The 18,957-nt window shown below is 62.1% G+C and carries 19 protein-coding genes, 1 pseudogene and 1 riboswitch; of the genes and pseudogenes, 17 read left to right on the top strand and 3 right to left on the bottom strand.

Features of this window, described 5'->3' with window-relative positions; translation table 11 throughout:
• Nucleotides 1–16: 16 nt before the first annotated feature.
• The 3 genes from cobW to EOC94_RS18020 form a co-directional block, all read right to left on the bottom strand.
• Nucleotides 17–1,054 (bottom strand): cobalamin biosynthesis protein CobW, encoded by a 1,038-nt coding sequence (cobW, locus tag EOC94_RS18030; protein ID WP_127292285.1) that lies wholly within the window; start codon nt 1,052–1,054, stop codon nt 17–19.
• A complete protein-coding gene (locus EOC94_RS18025) occupies nt 1,051–1,485 on the bottom strand; it encodes a DUF1636 family protein (RefSeq protein ID WP_127292282.1) in 435 nt (144 codons plus the stop codon). Before EOC94_RS18025 ends, cobW begins: the two co-directional genes overlap by 4 nt.
• Before the next feature lie 37 nt (nt 1,486–1,522).
• A riboswitch (cobalamin riboswitch) is annotated at nt 1,523–1,727 on the bottom strand.
• 29 nt (nt 1,728–1,756) lie between these two features.
• Complete coding sequence (locus tag EOC94_RS18020; RefSeq protein ID WP_127292280.1) at nt 1,757–2,956, bottom strand: winged helix-turn-helix domain-containing protein; 1,200 nt, start codon at nt 2,954–2,956, stop codon at nt 1,757–1,759.
• A gap of 335 nt (nt 2,957–3,291) precedes the next feature.
• Between EOC94_RS18020 and EOC94_RS18015 the strand changes: the two genes are divergently transcribed.
• From EOC94_RS18015 to EOC94_RS17930, 17 genes and pseudogenes are all read left to right on the top strand, one after another.
• Nucleotides 3,292–3,657 (top strand): NADH-quinone oxidoreductase subunit A, encoded by a 366-nt coding sequence (locus tag EOC94_RS18015; protein ID WP_023798850.1) that lies wholly within the window; start codon nt 3,292–3,294, stop codon nt 3,655–3,657.
• Nucleotides 3,648–4,229 (top strand): NADH-quinone oxidoreductase subunit B, encoded by a 582-nt coding sequence (locus EOC94_RS18010; protein ID WP_027156092.1) that lies wholly within the window; start codon nt 3,648–3,650, stop codon nt 4,227–4,229. The genes EOC94_RS18015 and EOC94_RS18010 overlap by 10 nt, the downstream gene beginning before the upstream one ends.
• A gap of 8 nt (nt 4,230–4,237) precedes the next feature.
• Nucleotides 4,238–4,840 (top strand): NADH-quinone oxidoreductase subunit C, encoded by a 603-nt coding sequence (locus EOC94_RS18005; protein WP_127292278.1) that lies wholly within the window; start codon nt 4,238–4,240, stop codon nt 4,838–4,840.
• 85 nt (nt 4,841–4,925) lie between these two features.
• Nucleotides 4,926–5,251, top strand: a pseudogene (locus tag EOC94_RS34340) (four helix bundle protein).
• A gap of 66 nt (nt 5,252–5,317) precedes the next feature.
• A complete protein-coding gene (locus EOC94_RS17990; RefSeq protein WP_127292273.1) occupies nt 5,318–6,508 on the top strand; it encodes an NADH-quinone oxidoreductase subunit D in 1,191 nt (396 codons plus the stop codon).
• 2 nt (nt 6,509–6,510) lie between these two features.
• Nucleotides 6,511–6,882 (top strand): hypothetical protein, encoded by a 372-nt coding sequence (locus EOC94_RS17985; protein WP_127292270.1) that lies wholly within the window; start codon nt 6,511–6,513, stop codon nt 6,880–6,882.
• Nucleotides 6,883–6,903: 21 nt separating this feature from the next.
• Complete coding sequence (locus EOC94_RS17980; protein WP_127204821.1) at nt 6,904–8,202, top strand: NADH-quinone oxidoreductase subunit E; 1,299 nt, start codon at nt 6,904–6,906, stop codon at nt 8,200–8,202.
• A gap of 10 nt (nt 8,203–8,212) precedes the next feature.
• Nucleotides 8,213–9,517 carry an NADH-quinone oxidoreductase subunit NuoF gene (nuoF, locus tag EOC94_RS17975; RefSeq protein WP_127204822.1) on the top strand — a complete coding sequence of 435 codons (1,305 nt, stop codon included), beginning with the start codon at nt 8,213–8,215 and terminating at the stop codon, nt 9,515–9,517.
• A 128-nt stretch (nt 9,518–9,645) separates the two neighbouring features.
• A complete protein-coding gene (locus EOC94_RS17970; protein WP_127292268.1) occupies nt 9,646–10,350 on the top strand; it encodes an NADH-ubiquinone dehydrogenase in 705 nt (234 codons plus the stop codon).
• Nucleotides 10,351–10,358: 8 nt separating this feature from the next.
• Nucleotides 10,359–10,670 (top strand): pentapeptide repeat-containing protein, encoded by a 312-nt coding sequence (locus EOC94_RS17965; protein ID WP_127292265.1) that lies wholly within the window; start codon nt 10,359–10,361, stop codon nt 10,668–10,670.
• Complete coding sequence (gene nuoG, locus EOC94_RS17960) at nt 10,670–12,751, top strand: NADH-quinone oxidoreductase subunit NuoG (protein ID WP_127292262.1); 2,082 nt, start codon at nt 10,670–10,672, stop codon at nt 12,749–12,751. The genes EOC94_RS17965 and nuoG overlap by 1 nt, the downstream gene beginning before the upstream one ends.
• A gap of 2 nt (nt 12,752–12,753) precedes the next feature.
• Nucleotides 12,754–13,797, top strand: a complete 1,044-nt coding sequence (gene nuoH, locus EOC94_RS17955; protein ID WP_095483491.1) for an NADH-quinone oxidoreductase subunit NuoH — start codon at nt 12,754–12,756, stop codon at nt 13,795–13,797.
• Nucleotides 13,797–14,288: an NADH-quinone oxidoreductase subunit NuoI gene (gene nuoI, locus EOC94_RS17950; RefSeq protein ID WP_095483441.1), complete on the top strand. Its 492-nt coding sequence runs from the start codon at nt 13,797–13,799 to the stop codon at nt 14,286–14,288. The genes nuoH and nuoI overlap by 1 nt, the downstream gene beginning before the upstream one ends.
• Before the next feature lie 232 nt (nt 14,289–14,520).
• Nucleotides 14,521–15,141 (top strand): NADH-quinone oxidoreductase subunit J, encoded by a 621-nt coding sequence (locus EOC94_RS17945; RefSeq protein ID WP_095483442.1) that lies wholly within the window; start codon nt 14,521–14,523, stop codon nt 15,139–15,141.
• Nucleotide 15,142: 1 nt separating this feature from the next.
• A complete protein-coding gene (gene nuoK / locus EOC94_RS17940) occupies nt 15,143–15,451 on the top strand; it encodes an NADH-quinone oxidoreductase subunit NuoK (protein ID WP_095483443.1) in 309 nt (102 codons plus the stop codon).
• Nucleotides 15,452–15,462: 11 nt separating this feature from the next.
• Nucleotides 15,463–17,436: an NADH-quinone oxidoreductase subunit L gene (nuoL, locus tag EOC94_RS17935; RefSeq protein ID WP_095483444.1), complete on the top strand. Its 1,974-nt coding sequence runs from the start codon at nt 15,463–15,465 to the stop codon at nt 17,434–17,436.
• Nucleotides 17,436–18,941 (top strand): NADH-quinone oxidoreductase subunit M, encoded by a 1,506-nt coding sequence (locus EOC94_RS17930; RefSeq protein WP_127204824.1) that lies wholly within the window; start codon nt 17,436–17,438, stop codon nt 18,939–18,941. The genes nuoL and EOC94_RS17930 overlap by 1 nt, the downstream gene beginning before the upstream one ends.
• Nucleotides 18,942–18,957 lie beyond the last annotated feature (16 nt).

Genomic DNA, 18,957 nt, shown 5'->3' with positions numbered 1-18,957 from the left:
CGGCTCGTGCCTGAGGTCAGCCGGCGAGGATACGCTCGATTGCCGGGCGGTTCAGCCCTTTCAGGCCAATGACGACGAGGCGCGAGCGGCGGTCGTCGTCGGCGGTCCAGGCGCGGTCGTAATAGTGATTGACGCGCGGACCGACGGCCTGCAGCAACAGCCGCATCGGCTTGCCGCCGACCTCGACGAAACCCTTGACGCGCAAAACGTTTTCTTCCTCCGCCGCGGTGGCGACGCGCAAAGCCAGCTCATCGGGATTGGCGATCGACGGAATATCGATGACGAACGAGTCAAAATCGTCGTGCTCGTGGTCGAGCTCGTCGTCGTGATGGGTCTTGCGGTTCTCGATGTCGTCCTCGACGGCAAGGCCGAGGCCGAGCAGCACAGACGGATCGACCTTGCCCTGCGAGGTCGGCACGATCTTGACGGCGCGCGCGGTGTGCTCGCCGATGATGGCATTGGCGCGTGCTGAGCCGGCGGCGTCCATCAGGTCGCTCTTCGACAATATGATCAGGTCGGCGCAAGCCAGTTGGTCCTCGAACACCTCCTCGACCGGATCGTCGTGGTCGAGCGTCTCGTCCTGCGCGCGCTGCGCCTGCAGGGCGTCCATGTCGTTGGCGACGCGGCCATCAGCCAGCGCCGGTCCGTCGACGACGGCGATGACGCCGTCGACCGTCACCCGGCTCTTGACCGTCGGCCACTGGAAGGCCTGGACCAGCGGCTTGGGCAGAGCGAGGCCGGAGGTTTCGATCAGGATATGGTCGACCCTCGGCGTCAGCGACAGGATCTGATCGAGCGCCGGGACGAAATCATCGGCGACGGTGCAGCAGATGCAGCCATTGGCCAGCTCGACGATGTTCTCCTCCGGGCAGGTGTCGATGCCGCAGCCTCTCAGGATCTCGCCGTCGATGCCGATGTCGCCGAACTCGTTGACTATGATGGCCAGCCGCTTGCCCCCGGCGTTTTCGAGCAGATGGCGGATCAGCGTCGTCTTGCCGGCGCCGAGGAAGCCGGTGATGACGGTGCAGGGCACGCGGGAGACGGAAGCGTTCATATCTGGTCCTTCAAAAGGTCGAGGGGAGGGATGCGGGCGACGAGGCCGCGCTTCAGGCAATCGGGGCGGCCGCGCCATGGAATGAGGCCGTCGGTCGAGGTGGCGAAGAGCTTTGCGCCAGCGACGAGATCGGCGCCGCTTGTCGCGGTCAGGTCGCCGAAGACATAGCTCCAGCAGCCGTCGCGCAGGATCGCGGCGCTCAGCCGGCGCTTGCAGTTGCCGAGGCATTCGACGGTGCGGATGCGGATATTTTCGCCTGAAGCGGCGCGGCGCGTGTCTTCAGCAAGCAGTTCGCCGGCGCGGGGATGGCCATCGGAGCCGGTCTCATTGCGGCAGGAGGCGCAGATGATCACGGTAACGCCGGCCAAGGCATCACAATCGCCGGACAATACGCCCGCTGTCTCAGCCGAAAAACTGCTGTCGCGTTCCAAATCAGGCTCCTTGCCCGGAAAACCCGCCAGGCGATCGGATTCTTATGTCCTAGACGGCAGGTCTCCTGGCTCGCGGGTCATCGCCTTGGTGCCGCCTTCCCGGGACCGTCCCAGTGGTTTTCGGCCTTGGCTCGTCGCTTACAGTTGCGGGGACAGCCGCGGATTTGAAATCGGAATTTCGCACCGCATTCCCTCTTGGCTCCTCCCTTTGCCGAGAGGAGACCGTCTGGACCGGATTTAGGCTTGTGGAGGCAGTCGTGTCAACGCACGTCTACGAGGCGGCAATGTCGGCAAGGGGTTGGCCCAGGTCACCCGCAGGCGTCACCTCGATGCGTTCCAGGCCGAGCCAGCCCTGCATCAGCTTCAACTCCTCGAACAATTCATCGGCAGTTTGCGTCGGCGCGCCGGGCTCGGCATAGGCGGCATGGACGCGCAGCACGCCGGCGGGGCGGTCGGCCTTGAGGTCGAGGCGCGCCACGATCCTTTCGCCGAGCAGGAACGGCAGCACATAATAGCCGTATTGGCGCTTTTCGGCAGGGGTGTAGATCTCGATGCGATAGCGGAAGTCGAACAGCCTTTCCGTACGCGACCGCTCGAAGACGACCGGATCGAACGGGGCGAGCAGTGCGCGTGCCTCGATCTTGCGCGGAAAACGGGCTTCCTTGTGAAGATAGGCTGGTTTGTCCCAGCCTTCGACGCGAACCGGCAAAAGATCACCTGCCTCGACCAGCTCCTCGATGCGGCCCTTGATGTCGGCCGGAGAAAGTCGGAAATAGTCGCGCAGGTCGCCCGCTGTCGCGACGCCGTGGGCGCGGGCGGAGATGCGCAGCAATTCGCGATGCGCATCCTCAGGGGAGGGCACCGGCAAGCTGAGTATTGCCGGCGGCAGCACCCGTTCCGGCAGATCATAAAGCCGCTCGAAGCCACGACGTGATGCCGTGGTGATGCGGCCGGCCCAGAACAGCCATTCAAAAGCGTGCTTGGCGTCGCTCCAGCCCCACCAGCCGCCGTTTCCCTTTTGGCCTTCGAGAGCCGATGCGGCGATCGGGCCGCGCGATACGACCTCGCGGTAAATGTCTTCAATGTAAGTGGTGCGTTCGCGCCCCCACTTGGCCAGCCCATTATACATTTCCTCGCCGCGCTCGGCCCGTTCCATGCGCCAGCGCATCAGCGGATAGGTTTCGACCGGTAGAAAAGAGGCTTCATGCGCCCAGTATTCGAAGACCGTGCGCTTGCGCGTCACGGCGGCGTTGTCGAGCAGCGCAAGCGGGTAGGGGCCAAGCCGCGAATAGAGCGGCATATAGTGGGCACGCACCACTGCGCTGACGGAATCGATCTGCAGCAGGCCGGTGCGGGCAAGGACGCGGGCCAGATGGCGGCGATTGGGCGTGCCGTTCGGCCTGACATCGGTAAAGCCCTGTGCGGCAAGCGCGATGCGCCGGGCCATGGCAATCGAAATTTTTTCCTTCATGCAGACGGCACTCTGTTGGCGTTCGACCAAAGGTTGGGGCGATGATTCCGCGCCATGCTAGCAGGGTTTTGGCGGCATCTATGTCAGGAGAGAAAAGTGGAGTAAAAAGTGAAGGAAATCAAACAGGAGCAGATCGGACCAGTTTATCCGGATATGCCGTCCAGCACCGTGTTTTGAACAAGGTTTGACTTGCTTCGCCGAAAGGCCTGCGCTAACCCTCGCCGCGTTGCAGCATAGAGCCCCCTAAAACGGTTCAGTGGTTAAACTGTCACGCTTCCGCAAGTGGGTCCGGTGCTGTAATCAGAGTGGATTGGCCGCCAACGGAAAGCCGCAGCATGAACGCGTTGTTGAGTTCGTACCTGCCCATCGTCCTGTTCATCGGCGTGGCGCTAGTCGTCGGCCTGGCGCTGCTTGCCGCACCCTTCCTGGTGGCCTACCGCAACCCCGATCCGGAAAAGCTTTCCGCCTATGAATGCGGTTTCAACTCGTTCGACGACGCCCGCATGAAGTTCGACATCCGCTTCTATCTGGTGTCGATCCTGTTCATCATCTTCGATCTGGAAGTGGCCTTCCTGTTTCCGTGGGCCGTGTCTTTCAGCCAGATCGGCATGCTCGGGTTCTGGTCGATGATGGTGTTTCTGGCGGTGCTGACCATCGGCTTTGCCTATGAATGGAAGAAAGGAGCGCTGGAATGGGATTGAGCGACAATTCCGGCACGCTCGTCGCGCCGAAGCCAAAAGGCATTCTCGACCCCAGCACCGGAAAGCCGGTGGGGGCGAATGATCCTTTCTTCCTCGAGATCAACAACGAGCTTGCCGACAAGGGTTTTCTCGTCACCTCGACCGAGGCGCTGATCACCTGGGCGCGCAGCGGCTCGCTGATGTTCATGACGTTTGGCCTCGCTTGCTGCGCGGTCGAGATGATCCATACCTCGATGCCGCGCTATGATAGCGAGCGCTTCGGCGTCGCACCGCGCGCGTCGCCGCGCCAGTCCGACATTATGATCGTCGCCGGCACGCTGACCAACAAGATGGCGCCGGCGTTGCGCAAGGTCTACGACCAGATGCCGGAGCCGCGCTACGTCATCTCGATGGGCTCCTGCGCCAATGGCGGCGGCTACTACCACTATTCCTATTCGGTTGTGCGCGGTTGCGACCGCGTCGTGCCGGTCGACATCTACGTGCCCGGCTGTCCGCCGAGCGCTGAAGCGCTGCTCTACGGCATCCTTCTGCTGCAAAAGAAGATCCGCCGCACCGGCACGATCGAACGGTGAGCGGGATGATGAGCCTGTCGTTAAATGAACTCTCGACCTATCTCGGCGAGAAGCTGAGCGGCCGGATCGGCGATGCGGTGTTCGCCTATGGCGAACTCACCATCTCTGTCGAGCCGCACGATCTGATCGAGGTGGTAACCTTCCTGCGCGACGATAAAAACTGTCAGTTCATCTCGATCATCGACGTCTGCGGCGCCGATTATCCGTCGCGGGCCAAGCGCTTCGACGTCGTCTACCACCTGCTGTCGCCGAAGCAGAATATTCGCATCCGCATCAAGGTCCAGGCCGACGAGGAAACTGCGGTGCCGTCGATCACCGGCGTTTATCCCGGCGCCGACTGGTTCGAGCGCGAAACCTACGATCTCTATGGCGTGCTGTTTTCGGGCCATCCCGATCTCAGGCGGATTCTGACCGATTACGGCTTCGAGGGTCATCCGCTGCGCAAGGATTTCCCGCTGACCGGCTTCGTCGAGGTGCGTTATGACGACGAAGCCAAGCGGGTCATCTACGAGCCAGTCGAGCTCAAGCAGGAATTCCGTAATTTCGATTTTCTGTCTCCATGGGAAGGTACGGATTACGTGCTTCCGGGAGATGAGAAGGCGAAACAGTGAGTAGGGAAGTAGTGAGTAGTCAGTAGGGAACGAATTGGAAAAAAGGATCGAATCTTATCGCGACCTGAAGGTATGGCAGTCGGCAATGGTGCTCGCCGAAGATTGTTACCGCCTCACGAAAGGGTTTCCGAAAGAGGAGATCTACGGCATGACCTCGCAGGTGCGTCGATCGGCGGTTTCGATCGCGGCCAACATCGCCGAAGGATACGGCCGAGAAAACAGGGTTCGTTCGTTCAATTTCTGCGCATGGCGCAGGGCTCGTTGAAGGAACTGGAAACCCACATATTGCTGGCATGCCGTGTTGGCCTGCTGCAAAGGGACAATGAGATTGAACTGCTACTGCGATGCGAAGAGATTGGAAAAATGACGAGATCTCTTATCCGAACGGTGCAGGCCAAGCAGGCGGAATGAAGCAGGCGTTGAGATTGATGGTCACTACTCACTACTCACTACTGACTCTTCGCCAGGGGCGCCGGAATGGCTGAAACCTCCGTTCGCAACTTCAACATCAATTTCGGCCCGCAACATCCTGCGGCGCATGGCGTTTTGCGCCTCGTGCTGGAACTCGATGGCGAAGTCGTCGATCGCGTCGACCCGCATATCGGGCTGTTGCATCGCGGCACTGAAAAGCTGATCGAAGCCAAAACCTACCTGCAGGCCGTGCCTTATCTCGACCGGCTCGATTATTGCGCGCCGATGAACCAGGAGCATGCCTTCGCGCTTGCCGCCGAGCGTCTGCTTGGCATCGAGGTGCCGAAGCGCGGCCAGCTGATCCGCGTGCTCTATTGCGAGATCGGCCGCATCATGTCGCACATCCTCAATGTGACGACGCAGGCGATGGATGTCGGCGCGCTGACGCCGCCCCTGTGGGGCTTCGTCGAGCGCGAAAAGCTCATGGTGTTCTATGAGCGGGCCAGCGGCTCGCGCATGCATGCGGCCTATTTCCGGCCCGGCGGCGTCCACCAGGACCTGCCGCAGAAGCTGGTCGAGGATATCGGCATCTGGATCGACCCGTTCCTGAAATCGCTCGACGATCTCGACGCACTGCTGACCGGCAACCGCATCTTCAAGCAGCGCAATGTCGACATCGGCACCGTCTCGCTGGCCGACGCCTGGGCCTGGGGCTTTTCCGGCGTCATGGTGCGCGGATCCGGCGTCGCCTGGGATCTGCGCAAGTCGCAACCTTATGAATGCTATGCCGAGATGGATTTTGACATTCCGATCGGCAAGAACGGCGACTGCTACGATCGTTACCTCGTGCGCATGGAAGAGATGCGCCAGTCGGCGAAAATCATGCGCCAGTGCGTCGACTTGCTGCTCGGCAAGGAAGGCACAGGGCCGGTGTCGAACCTCGACGGCAAGGTGGTGCCGCCGAAGCGTGCGGCGATGAAGCGCTCGATGGAAGCGCTGATCCATCACTTCAAGCTCTACACCGAAGGCTATCGGGTGCCGGCGGGCGAGGGCTATGCGGCGGTCGAAGCGCCGAAGGGCGAGTTCGGCGTCTATCTCGTCTCGGACGGCACCAACAAGCCCTATCGCTGCAAGCTGCGCGCGCCAGGCTTCGCCCATCTCCAGGCCATGGATTTTCTGTGCCGCGGCCACATGCTGGCCGACGTCACCGCCGTGTTGGGTTCGCTCGATATCGTCTTCGGGGAGGTTGACCGCTAGCAATGAACGCGCTTGTCACCGCAGCGGTCCTGACAATGGCGGCCCAAGTTCCTGCTTGGGGCCCCGATGGTCGGCTGCTGTCACGAGACCTGCTCAAGATTGGGTTTGAGCTGATTGCGGAAGGTGACTTATTGATGGGGCGCACGTTCGAGAGACATGCACCGATGGATGAGGGGATTGTTCTTCATTCCTATCCGCAGTGCCAGTTGGATTCGTTCGTTGCCGAGGTGCCCAGCCGGGCACGGCCCTATTGTGTTTCCTGGGTTAGCGATCGTTATGACGAATACATCCGCCTGAAGCGCGGGAAAGAAGAGTTTGTGTGCGTGTTGGGGCAATCTGAGAACTGCTATCGCGTCTCTAGCTCTGTTCAGTAAGAAACAAACAAAGCGAAAATCATGTCAGTCCGCCGTCTCGCAGAAGCCAGCCTCCAGCCAGCCTCCTTTGCCTTCAACCGGGCGAATGCGGCAGCGGCGAAGCAATGGATCAAGAAGTATCCGAAGGGCCGCGAGCAGTCGGCGATCATCCCCTTGCTGATGCTGGCGCAGGAGCAGGAAGGCTGGGTGACCAAGGCGGCGATCGAGACGATCTCCGATATGCTCGATATGCCCTATATCCGTGGGCTCGAAGTCGCGACTTTCTATACGCAGTATCAGCTCAATCCGGTCGGCACCCGCGCGCATATCCAGGTCTGCGGCACCACGCCCTGCATGCTGCGCGGCTCGGAAGCGCTGATGGATGTGTGCCGCTCGAAGATCCATCACGACCAGTTCCACACCAACGACAAGGGCACGCTGTCGTGGGAAGAGGTCGAATGCCTCGGCGCCTGCGTCAACGCGCCGATGGTGATGATTTTCAAGGACACGTTCGAGGACCTGACGCCGGAGCGGCTTGCCGAGATCATCGATCTCTACGATGCCGGCAAGGGCGCCTCGGTGACGCCGGGGCCGCAGAACGGCCGCATCACCTCAGAGCCGATCAGCGGTCTGACGACGCTGAAGAATGAAAAGGCAATCCTGAAGACGACACGCGACAGGGAAGCCAAGGCGGCGGCTAAGGCCGCGCAAGGTGCAGCGTCGACTGCCGCCGCGGTGCCGGCTCCGGTCGCGCAGGCACTGGCTGCCCCCGTTGCGCCATCGAAAGCCAGCAAGCCGAAGACCGATGCGCCTGAAACCAGCCCGGCGCTGAGATCGCCTTCGCCGACAAAGGTCGCACCAGAGACGGAAAAGGCGGCGAGCGTCGCCGCACCGCGGCATTCGGCGGCCAACGCCAACAAGGCCGCGCCGGAGGTCGAAAAGGTTTCGAAACAGCGTAGCGGTCCCATAATCAAGGTTGAGCCAGCCGCCGCTTTCAAGGCGCCGGAAGCCAAGGGCGCACAGCTCGGCGCAGCCGCCAAGCTGACCAAGCCTTCGCTCGAGGACAAGAACCGGCCGGCCGGCATCGCAAAGCCGGCACTGGTCGACGATCTCAAGCTGATCTCAGGCGTCGGCCCGAAGATCGAAGGCATCCTGCATTCGCTTGGCATCTTCACTTATGCGCAAGTCGCATCCTGGAAGAAGGCTGAGCGCGAATGGGTCGACGGCTATCTCAGCTTCCACGGCCGCATTCAGCGCGAAAACTGGGTCAAGCAGGCCAAGGCGCTCGCCAAGGGCGGGGTCGCCGAATATATCCGCGTCTTCGGCAAGAAGCCGGTCTGAGGAACGAACAATGCTTCAGGACAGAGACCGCATCTTCAACAACATCTACGGCCGCTTCGACAAGTCGCTGGCCGGCGCAATGGCGCGCGGCGCCTGGGACAACACGCCAGGCATCATCGCCAAGGGGCGCGACTGGATCGTCAACGAGATGAAGGCATCAGGCTTGCGCGGTCGCGGCGGCGCCGGCTTCCCGACCGGGCTGAAATGGTCGTTCATGCCCAAGCAGAGCGATGGCCGGCCGAGCTATCTCGTCGTCAACGCCGACGAATCCGAGCCTGGCACCTGTAAGGACCGCGACATATTGCGCCATGACCCGCACACGCTGGTCGAGGGCTGCCTGATTGCCGGCTTCGCCATGGGCGCGATCGCCGCCTACATCTATGTGCGCGGCGAGTTCATCCGCGAGCGCGAGGCGCTGCAGCGCGCCATCGACGAGGCGTATGAGGCCAAGCTGATCGGCAAGAACAACACGTCCGGCTACGACTTCGACATCTACATGCACCATGGCGCCGGCGCCTATATCTGCGGCGAGGAAACGGCGCTGCTCGAAAGCCTCGAAGGCAAGAAGGGCCAGCCGCGGCTGAAGCCGCCATTCCCGGCCAATGTCGGCCTCTATGGCTGCCCGACGACGGTCAACAATGTCGAGTCCATCGCGGTGGCGCCGACCATCCTGCGCCGCGGTGCGGCCTGGTTCTCGTCCTTCGGGCGGCCCAACAATGTCGGCACAAAGCTGTTCTGCATCTCCGGCCACGTCAACAATCCGTGCACCGTCGAAGAGGCGATGTCGATCCCGTTCCGCGAGCTGATCGAGACGCATTGCGGCGGCATTCGCGGCGGCTGGGACAATCTGCTGGCGGTCATTCCGGGCGGCGCTTCGGTGCCGCTGGTGCCGGCGGAGCAGATCATCGACGCGCCGATGGATTTCGATGCGCTGCGCGACCTGAAATCGGGCCTTGGCACGGCGGCTGTCATCGTCATGGACAAATCGACCGATATCGTGAAGGCGATCGCGCGGCTTTCCTACTTCTACAAGCACGAGAGCTGCGGCCAGTGCACGCCGTGCCGCGAAGGCACCGGCTGGATGTGGCGGGTGATGGAGCGGCTGGTGCGCGGCGAGGCGCAGAAGCGTGAGATCGACATGCTGCTCGACGTGACTAAACAGGTCGAGGGCCACACGATCTGCGCGCTGGGCGATGCGGCGGCGTGGCCGATCCAGGGCCTGATGCGGCATTTCCGCGGCGAGGTGGAGCGGCGTATCGACGAGTTTTCGCGCAATGCGCACCGGGCAGAGCCGGTGATGGTGGCTGCGGAATAGAGAAGTTTGAAATACGGGCAAGTGCCCGATTTGAAATACGGGCAAGTGCCCGATTTGAAATACGGGCGAATGCCCGATTTGAGGAAACAGGCTCGGGGCAAACGGAAGAAACGACTAGGAGATCACCAATGTCGCTGCATTCGAGACCCGATCATTTGATGCCAGATTTGGACCCGTTCGAGAAGATGAACCAGGACCTGACCAGGATGATGCCGAAGGAGATGGCGAGCGCCGTCAATCTCCTGGCGCACCCTGTCGCGGGTGCGGCAGCGATGTCGGCGCTCGGCTTCGGCCTTGCCAATCATGCCTTTGGGGTGTGGATGGGCGCGCTCTCGGGTGCCGCCGAGGCCTCGCAGCGCCTCTTCCAACCGATCGTCGACGATTTCGAGGCCAGGGTCGAACGCTTTTCAGAGACAGGGACGAACTCCTCGACCAAGGCGCGCGCGGCGACGAAAACCTTGATCGCCGAGGCGCAGTCCTTCGCCAGGGACGTAACCGATATAGCGGCAACTGCCACAGGCGATGCGCCGAACGTGGCGGATGCGAGCACCGTTGCGGGTGCCGCGCCAACCGGGTTGATGCCGGAGGATTTCAAGCAGCCCAAGGCCATGGATCGTCCGGCAAATCCGGCCGATCTCAAAGCGATATCTGGCATCGGGCCGAAGCTGGAAAAGGTGCTGAACGGCTTGGGCATCTGGACATACGGCCAGATCGCGGCATGGACGCTGGAAGAGATCGCCTGGGTCGACGATTATCTGTCGTTCAACGGCCGCATCGATCGCGACGACTGGCTTGGCCAGGCGGCGGCGCTGGCCGCCAAGGCCAAGAGGTAGGCAACGAGATGGATATCCACGACAGGCGCGATGTTCTCGACGTGCGCAACGCCATCGTCAGCAATTCCAGCTTCGATGACGTGAACATGTCGAACACCCAGTTTCACGACGTGAACCTGTCGGCGGCCAGGATCCAGCGCACCAACCTGACCAACACCAAGGTGGAAGACGCCAATCTTTCGAACGCGTATTTCACCAACGTGAACATGAGCAACGTGAAGATAGAAAACGCGCAGGTCGCGGGCATGATGATCAACGGCATCAGCCTTGACGACCTGTTCCAGGCATATGAGACGGCGAAGACCGCCGGGGGCAATTGATGGCAAAGCTCAAGGTCGACGGGAAAGAGATTACTGTACCCGACCATTACACGCTGCTGCAGGCGGCCGAGGACGCTGGCGCCGAAGTGCCGCGCTTCTGCTTCCATGAGCGGCTGTCGATCGCCGGCAATTGCCGCATGTGCCTGATCGAGGTGAAGGGCGGGCCGCCCAAGCCACAGGCATCCTGTGCCATGGGCGTGCGCGACCTGCGCCCCGGCCCGAATGGCGAAACGCCGGAAATCTTCACCAACACGCCGATGGTCAAGAAGGCCAGGGAAGGCGTGATGGAATTCCTGCTGATCAACCATCCGCTCGATTGCCCGATCTGCGACCAGGGCGGCGAGTGCGACCTGCAGGACCAGGCGATGGCGTTCGGCGTCGATTCCTCGCGCTATCACGAGAACAAGCGGGCGGTCGAAGACAAGTATATCGGGCCGCTGGTCAAGACGATCATGAACCGCTGCATCCATTGCACGCGCTGCGTCCGCTTCACCACGGAGATAGCCGGCATTTCCGAGCTCGGCCTGATAGGCCGCGGCGAGGACGCCGAGATCACCACCTATCTCGAAAGCGCGATGACCTCGGAACTGCAGGGCAACGTCATCGACCTTTGCCCGGTCGGTGCGCTGACCTCCAAACCCTACGCCTTCCAGGCGCGGCCATGGGAGCTGACCAAGACCGAATCCATCGATGTGATGGATTCCGTCGGCTCGGCGATCCGCGTCGATTCCAGAGGCCGCGAGGTGATGCGCATCCTGCCGCGCACCAACGAGGCGGTGAACGAGGAGTGGATTTCCGACAAGACCCGTTTCATCTGGGACGGCTTGCGCACGCAGCGCCTCGACCGGCCATACGCACGCAAGGACGGCAAGCTGGCCCCGGCGAGCTGGGCCGAGGCTTTTTCCGCAATCAAGGAAGCGGTGTCGAACGCTGCACCCGACAAGATCGGCGCCATTGCTGGCGATCTCGCCGCCGTCGAGGAGATCTATGCGCTGAAGCTGCTGATGGCCTCGCTCGGCTCGAAGAACACCGACTGCCGCCAGGATGGCGCGGCGCTCGATCCGTCGCTCGGCCGGGCAAGCTATATCTTCAACCCGACCATCGAGGGCATCGAGCAGGCCGACGCGGTGCTGATCATCGGCGCCAATCCGCGCTTCGAGGCGTCCTTGCTCAACGCCCGCATCCGCAAGCGCTGGCGGGTTGGCAACCTACCGGTCGGCGTCATCGGCGATGTCGGCGACACGCGCTACGACTACGAGCAGCTCGGCGCCGGACCGGAATCGCTGAAGGATCTGGCCGACGGCAATGGCAAGTTCTTCCAGGTGCTGAAGAAAGCGACGCACCCGCTGATCATAGTCGGCCAAGGCGCGCTGGCGCGCTCGGATGGCGCGGCCGTGCTCGGCCAGGCGGCCAAGCTTGCCATCGCCGTCAATGCCTCGAGAGCCGACTGGAACGGCTTTGCGGTGCTGCACACTGCCGCGGGCCGGGTCGGCGGTCTCGATGTCGGCTTCGTGCCGGGCGAGGGCGGCAAGAACGTCGCCGGCATGCTGGGCGACACGGACGTGCTGTTCCTGCTCGGCGCCGACGAGATCGATATGGCCAAGACCGGCGGCGCCTTCGTCGTCTATATCGGCACGCATGGCGACCAGGGCGCGCACCGCGCCGACGTCATCCTGCCGGGCGCCGCCTATACCGAAAAGTCGGGCACCTACGTCAACACCGAGGGCCGCGTGCAGCAGACCAACCGTGCCGGCTTCGCGCCAGGCGATGCGCGCGAGGACTGGGCGATCCTGCGGGCGCTGTCGGATGTGCTGGGCAAGAAGCTGCCGTTCGATTCGCTGCCGCAGCTTCGCGCAAAACTCTATTCTGAATACCCGCATCTGGCCCGCATCGATCAAGTCGCGGCCGGCAACGCCGATGATATCGCCGGGGTGGCGAAGCTTGGCGGGCGGCTGAGCAAGGGTACCTTCACCTCGCCGGTCAAGGATTTCTACCTGACCAACCCGATCGCGCGGGCTTCCGCCGTGATGGCGGAATGCTCGGCGCTGGCGAAAAACGGCTTCAGGCAGGCGGCGGAATAAGCATGGACACCTTCTTCTCCTTTTACGTGCTGCCGGCGCTGATCATCCTGTTGAAGTCGGTCGTGCTGATCGTCGTGCTGTTGATCTTCGTCGCCTACATCCTGTACGCGGACCGCAAAATCTGGGCGGCGGTGCAGTTGCGCCGTGGCCCGAACGTCGTCGGCCCATGGGGCACGCTGCAGGCTTTCGCCGACCTTCTGAAGTTCGTGTTCAAGGAGCCGGTGATTCCGTCCGGCGCCAACAAGGGCGTTTTTCTCCTGGCGCCGCTGGTGTCGGCTGTGCTGGCGATCTCGGCCTGGGCGGTCATCCCGGTCAACGAGGGCTGGGCGATCGCCAACGTCAATGTCGGCATCCTCTATGTCTTCGCCATCTCCTCGCTCGAGGTCTATGGCGTGATCATGGGCGGCTGGGCGTCCAACTCGAAATATCCGTTCCTCGGCGCGCTGCGCTCGGCGGCACAGATGGTGTCCTACGAAGTCTCGATCGGCTTTGTCATCGTCACCGTGCTGCTTTGCGTCGGCTCGCTCAACCTGTCCGATATCGTGCTGTCGCAGCAGGATGGGCTGGGGACGCGGGTTGGCCTGCCCAACACCTTCCTTGACTGGCATTGGCTGTCGCTGTTCCCGATGTTCGTCATCTTCTTCATCTCGGCGCTGGCCGAGACGAACCGCCCGCCCTTCGACCTTGTGGAAGCCGAATCGGAACTCGTCGCCGGCCATATGGTCGAATATTCGTCGACGCCGTTCCTGCTGTTCTTCCTCGGCGAATATGTCGCCATCGTGCTGATGTGCGCGCTGGCCACCATCCTGTTCCTCGGCGGCTGGCTGCCGCCCTTCGACTTCGCTCCCTTCACCTGGGTGCCGGGTCTGATCTGGTTCGTGCTCAAGGTCTGCCTGGTGTTCTTCATGATCTCGATGGTCAAGGCCTTCGTGCCGCGCTACCGCTACGACCAGCTGATGCGGCTCGGCTGGAAGGTCTTCCTGCCGATCTCGCTGGCGATGGTGGTGATTGTCGCCGCGTTTCTCAAGATCACGGGGTTTGCGTGATGTCCGCTCTAGCCCAAGCCGCCAAGTCGCTGCTCCTGCAGGATTTCGTCAGCGCCTTCTTCCTGTCGATGCGCCAGTTCTTCGCGCCGAAGGAAACGATCAACTATCCGCACGAGAAGGGGCCGGTGAGCCCGCGCTTCCGCGGCGAGCATGCGCTGCGCCGCTATCCGAACGGCGAGGAACGCTGCATCGCTTGCAAATTGTGCGAGGCGATCTGCCCGGCGCAGGCCATCACTATCGAGGCCGGCCCGCGCCGCAATGACGGCACGCGCCGCACCGTGCGCTACGACATCGATATGGTGAAGTGCATCTATTGCGGCTTCTGCCAGGAGGCCTGCCCGGTCGACGCCATTGTCGAGGGGCCGAATTTCGAATTCGCGACCGAGACGCGCGAGGAACTTTATTACGACAAGGATAAGCTGCTGGCCAATGGCGACCGCTGGGAGCGCGAACTGGCGCGCAACCTCTCGCTGGATGCGCCGTACCGCTGACATTTGACGCATGGACGGGGCGAGCGGCCTCGTTCAGAGGATGATCCCGAAAAGTTGCAGACTTTTCGGACAAGATCCTCCTCCGGAATTGAAAGTGTCGCATGTTTTCTTTCGATCCGGGTCTTTCAACCCGATCGAAACATGCGATAGGAACACGAAACTTGCGACCGGAGGCGGTGGCAAACATCGAACAGGACGAGCGTCCTGTTTGGACAGAAACCCGGGGGAACCCATGCTGAACGGACTAGAGGCGGCCTTTTTCTACCTCTTCGCCTTTGTCGCGGTGGCGTCGGCGTTCATGGTCATTTCGGCGCGCAATCCCGTGCATTCGGTGCTGTTCCTGATCCTGACCTTCTTCAACGCCGCCGGCCTGTTCATGCTGACCGGCGCCGAGTTCCTGGCGATGATCCTGCTCGTCGTCTATGTCGGCGCGGTCATGGTGCTGTTCCTGTTCGTCGTCATGATGCTCGACGTCGATTTCGCCGAAATGAAGGAAGGCGCCCTGCAATACGCGCCGATCGGCGCGCTGGTCGGGCTGATCCTGGCGGCGGAGCTGATCGTCGTGCTCGGCGGCTATACGTTCGCGCCGCAGCTGGCCGCGACGGTCTCAAAGCCCATTCCGGACCTTGCCGCGCGCTCGAACACGGCAGCGCTCGGCGACATCCTCTATACCGACTACCTCTATTACTTCCAAATTGCGGGCCTCATACTGCTGGTCGCCATGATCGGCGCCATCGTGCTGACGCTGCGCCATAAACCGGGCGTCAAGCGGCAGTCGATCGCTGCCCAGGTCGGCCGCACGCCGGCGACTGGAATGGAAATCCGCAAGGTCAAGACGGGCGAAGGAATCTGAGATGACCGTCGGCATCGCACACTTTCTGACCGTATCGGCAATCCTGTTCACGCTCGGCGTGTTCGGCATTTTCCTCAACCGCAGGAACATCATCGTCATCCTGATGTCGATCGAGTTGATCCTGCTCGCGGTCAACATCAATTTCGTCGCCTTCTCGGCAGCGCTCGGCGATCTCGTCGGACAGGTATTCGCGTTGTTCGTGCTGACGGTCGCAGCGGCTGAAGCCGCGATCGGCCTCGCCATTCTCGTCGTCTTCTTCCGCAACCGCGGTTCGATCGCGGTCGAAGACGTGAACATGATGAAGGGTTGACGGAAACCACCATGTATCAGGCCATCGTCTTCCTTCCGCTGCTCGGCTTCCTGATCGTCGGCCTGTTCGGCACGTCGCTCGGCGCCAAGGCGTCCGAATACATCACCTCCGGCTTCCTGGTGATATCAGCCGTGCTGTCGTGGGTCGCCTTCTTCTCGGTCGGCTTCGGCGAGGGCGAGGTATTCACCGTGCCGGTGATGCGCTGGATCCAGTCGGGCGGGTTAGAGGCCGCATGGGCGCTCAGGATCGACACGCTGACGGTGGTGATGCTGGTCGTGGTCAACACGGTGTCGGCGCTGGTCCACATCTACTCGATCGGCTACATGCATCACGACCCGAACCGGCCGCGCTTCTTCGCCTATCTGTCGCTGTTCACCTTCGCCATGCTGATGCTGGTAACGGCCGACAACCTCGTGCAGATGTTCTTTGGCTGGGAAGGCGTCGGCCTCGCTTCCTACCTGCTGATCGGCTTCTGGTACAAGAAGCCGTCGGCCAATGCCGCCGCGATCAAGGCCTTCGTCGTCAATCGCATCGGCGATTTCGGCTTTGCGCTCGGCATCTTCGGCGTGTTCGTGCTGTTCGGCTCGGTCAATCTCGGCACCATCTTCGCCAATGCGGCGACGTTCATTCCGGCCGAAGGCGCCCCGCAAGGTGCTGCCGTGCTGACCTTCCTCGGCTATGCGCTCGACAAGCAGGCTGCGATGACCGTCGTCTGCCTGCTTTTGTTCATGGGTGCCATGGGCAAGTCGGCACAGGTGCCGTTGCACACCTGGCTGCCGGACGCCATGGAGGGCCCGACGCCGGTCTCGGCACTAATCCATGCCGCCACCATGGTGACGGCCGGCGTGTTCATGCTGGCGCGGCTGTCGCCGCTGTTCGAACTGTCGCATTCGGCGCTGATCGTGGTCACCTTCATCGGCGCCTTCACCGCCTTCTTCGCGGCGACCGTCGGCCTCGTCCAGAACGACATCAAGCGCGTCATCGCCTATTCGACCTGCTCACAACTCGGCTACATGTTCGTGGCGCTCGGCGTCGGCGCCTATGGCGCGGCGATCTTCCATCTGTTCACGCATGCCTTCTTCAAGGCGCTGCTGTTCCTCGGCTCGGGCTCGGTGATTCACGCCGTCTCCGACGAGCAGGACATGCGCAGGATGGGCGGGCTCAGGACGCTCATTCCGAAGACCTACTGGATGATGGTGATCGGCACGCTGGCGCTGACCGGCGTCGGCATTCCGGTGACGGTCATCGGCACCGCGGGGTTCTTCTCCAAGGACGCGATCATCGAAAGCGCCTTTGCCGCGCACAATCCGGTCGCCGGCCTTGCCTTCGTGCTGCTGGTCGTCGCCGCCTGCTTCACCAGCTTCTACTCCTGGCGGCTGATCTTCATGACTTTCCACGGCCAGCCGCGGGCGAGCCATGAGGTGATGCACCATGTCCATGAATCGCCGCCGGTCATGCTGGTGCCGCTGTTCATCCTGGCAGCGGGCGCGCTGTTCGCCGGCGTGATCTTCCATGGCGCCTTCATCGGCGAGGGCTATGCCGAGTTCTGGAAGGCGTCGCTGTTCACACTGCCGGAAAACCACATCCTGCACGACATCCATGAAGTGCCGTTGTGGGTGAAGCTGGCGCCGTTCATCGCCATGCTGATCGGCTTTGCGATTGCCTGGCAATTCTACATCCGCGCGCCGGAAATGCCGAAGAATTTGGCGGCGCAGCATCGCGGGCTCTACGCCTTCCTGCTCAACAAGTGGTATTTCGACGAACTTTTCGATCTCCTGTTCGTGCGGCCGGCAAAACGCCTCGGCCACTTCCTGTGGAAGACCGGTGACGGCACCGTAATCGACGGGCTGGGTCCGGACGGTATTTCGGCGCGCGTCGTCGACGTCACCAACCGGGTCGTCAAGCTGCAGACCGGCTACCTCTATCATTACGCCTTCGCCATGCTGATCGGCGTTGCCGCACTCGTCACCTGGATGATGCTCTGATGACCGCCTGGCCGATCCTGTCGCTGGTCACCTTCCTGCCGCTGGTTGGTGTGCTGCTCATCCTGTTCGTCCGCGACGACAGCGAGAATGCGCGCCGCAACATCCGCGCCATCGCGCTGTTGACGACCACGTTCACCTTCGTGATTTCGCTGTTCATCTGGACCGGCTTCGACAATTCGGAGCCTGGCTTCCAGTTTGTCGAGAAGTTTGCCTGGCTGGATTCCGGCATCTCGTACCATATGGGCGTCGACGGCATTTCCATGCTGTTCGTCATCCTGACCACCTTCCTGATGCCGCTCTGCATCCTGGCTTCGTGGGAATCGATCGAGAAGCGCGTCAAGGCCTACATGATAGCCTTCCTGTTGCTGGAGACGCTGATGATCGGCGTGTTCTGCGCGCTCGACATCGTTTTGTTCTACGTCTTCTTCGAAGCCGGCCTGATCCCGATGTTCATCATCATCGGCGTGTGGGGCGGCAAGCGGCGCGTCTATGCCTCGTTCAAATTCTTCCTCTACACGCTGGCCGGCTCGGTGCTGATGCTGCTCGCCATCATGGCGATGTTCTTCCAGTCCGGCACCACCGACATTCCGACGCTGCTGACGCACAACTTCCCGGCGACCATGCAGACATGGCTATGGCTTGCCTTCTTCGCATCCTTCGCCGTGAAGATGCCGATGTGGCCGGTGCACACCTGGTTGCCGGACGCCCATGTCGAGGCGCCGACGGCCGGTTCGGTGATCCTGGCCGCCATCCTGCTCAAGATGGGCGGATACGGCTTCCTGCGCTTCTCGCTGCCGATGTTTCCGATCGCCTCGGAGATGTTCGCGCCACTGGTCTTCGCGCTGTCCGTCGTCGCCATCATCTACACCTCGCTGGTGGCGCTGATGCAGGAGGACATGAAGAAGCTGATCGCCTATTCGTCGGTTGCCCATATGGGCTTCGTCACCATGGGCATCTTCGCGATGAACCAGGAAGGCGTCCAGGGGGCGATCTTCCAGATGCTGTCGCACGGCCTGGTCTCCGGCGCGCTGTTCCTCTGCGTCGGCGTCATCTACGACCGCATGCACACGCGCGACATCGACGCCTATGGCGGGCTGGTCAACAACATGCCGAAATACGCCACCGTGTTCATGATCTTCACTATGGCCAATGTCGGCCTGCCCGGCACCAGCGGCTTCGTTGGCGAGTTCCTGACCATGCTCGGCGTGTTCCGGGTCAACACCTGGGTGGCGTTCTTCGCCGCCACCGGCGTCGTCCTGTCGGCGGCCTATGCGCTCTGGCTCTATCGCCGGGTGATCTTCGGCGCGCTGACCAAGGACAGCTTGAAAAACCTGCTTGACCTGTCGGCGCGCGAGAAGGTGATCATCTATCCGCTGGTCGTGCTGGTCATCTTCTTCGGCGTCTACCCGGCGCCGGTCTTCGACGCGACGGCCGAATCGGTCAAGGCGCTCGTCACCAATGTCACCGCATCCATCAACACCGCGCAGACCGCGGCGGCGAACTGACTGAGAGGTTTGCGAA

Source organism: Mesorhizobium sp. M6A.T.Ce.TU.016.01.1.1, from assembly GCF_003997065.1.
In the GTDB taxonomy this organism is placed as follows: Bacteria; Pseudomonadota; Alphaproteobacteria; order Rhizobiales; family Rhizobiaceae; genus Mesorhizobium; species Mesorhizobium mediterraneum.
The sequence above is the reverse complement of the archived record's forward strand: the minus strand, read 5'-3'. Positions and strand labels throughout refer to the sequence as shown.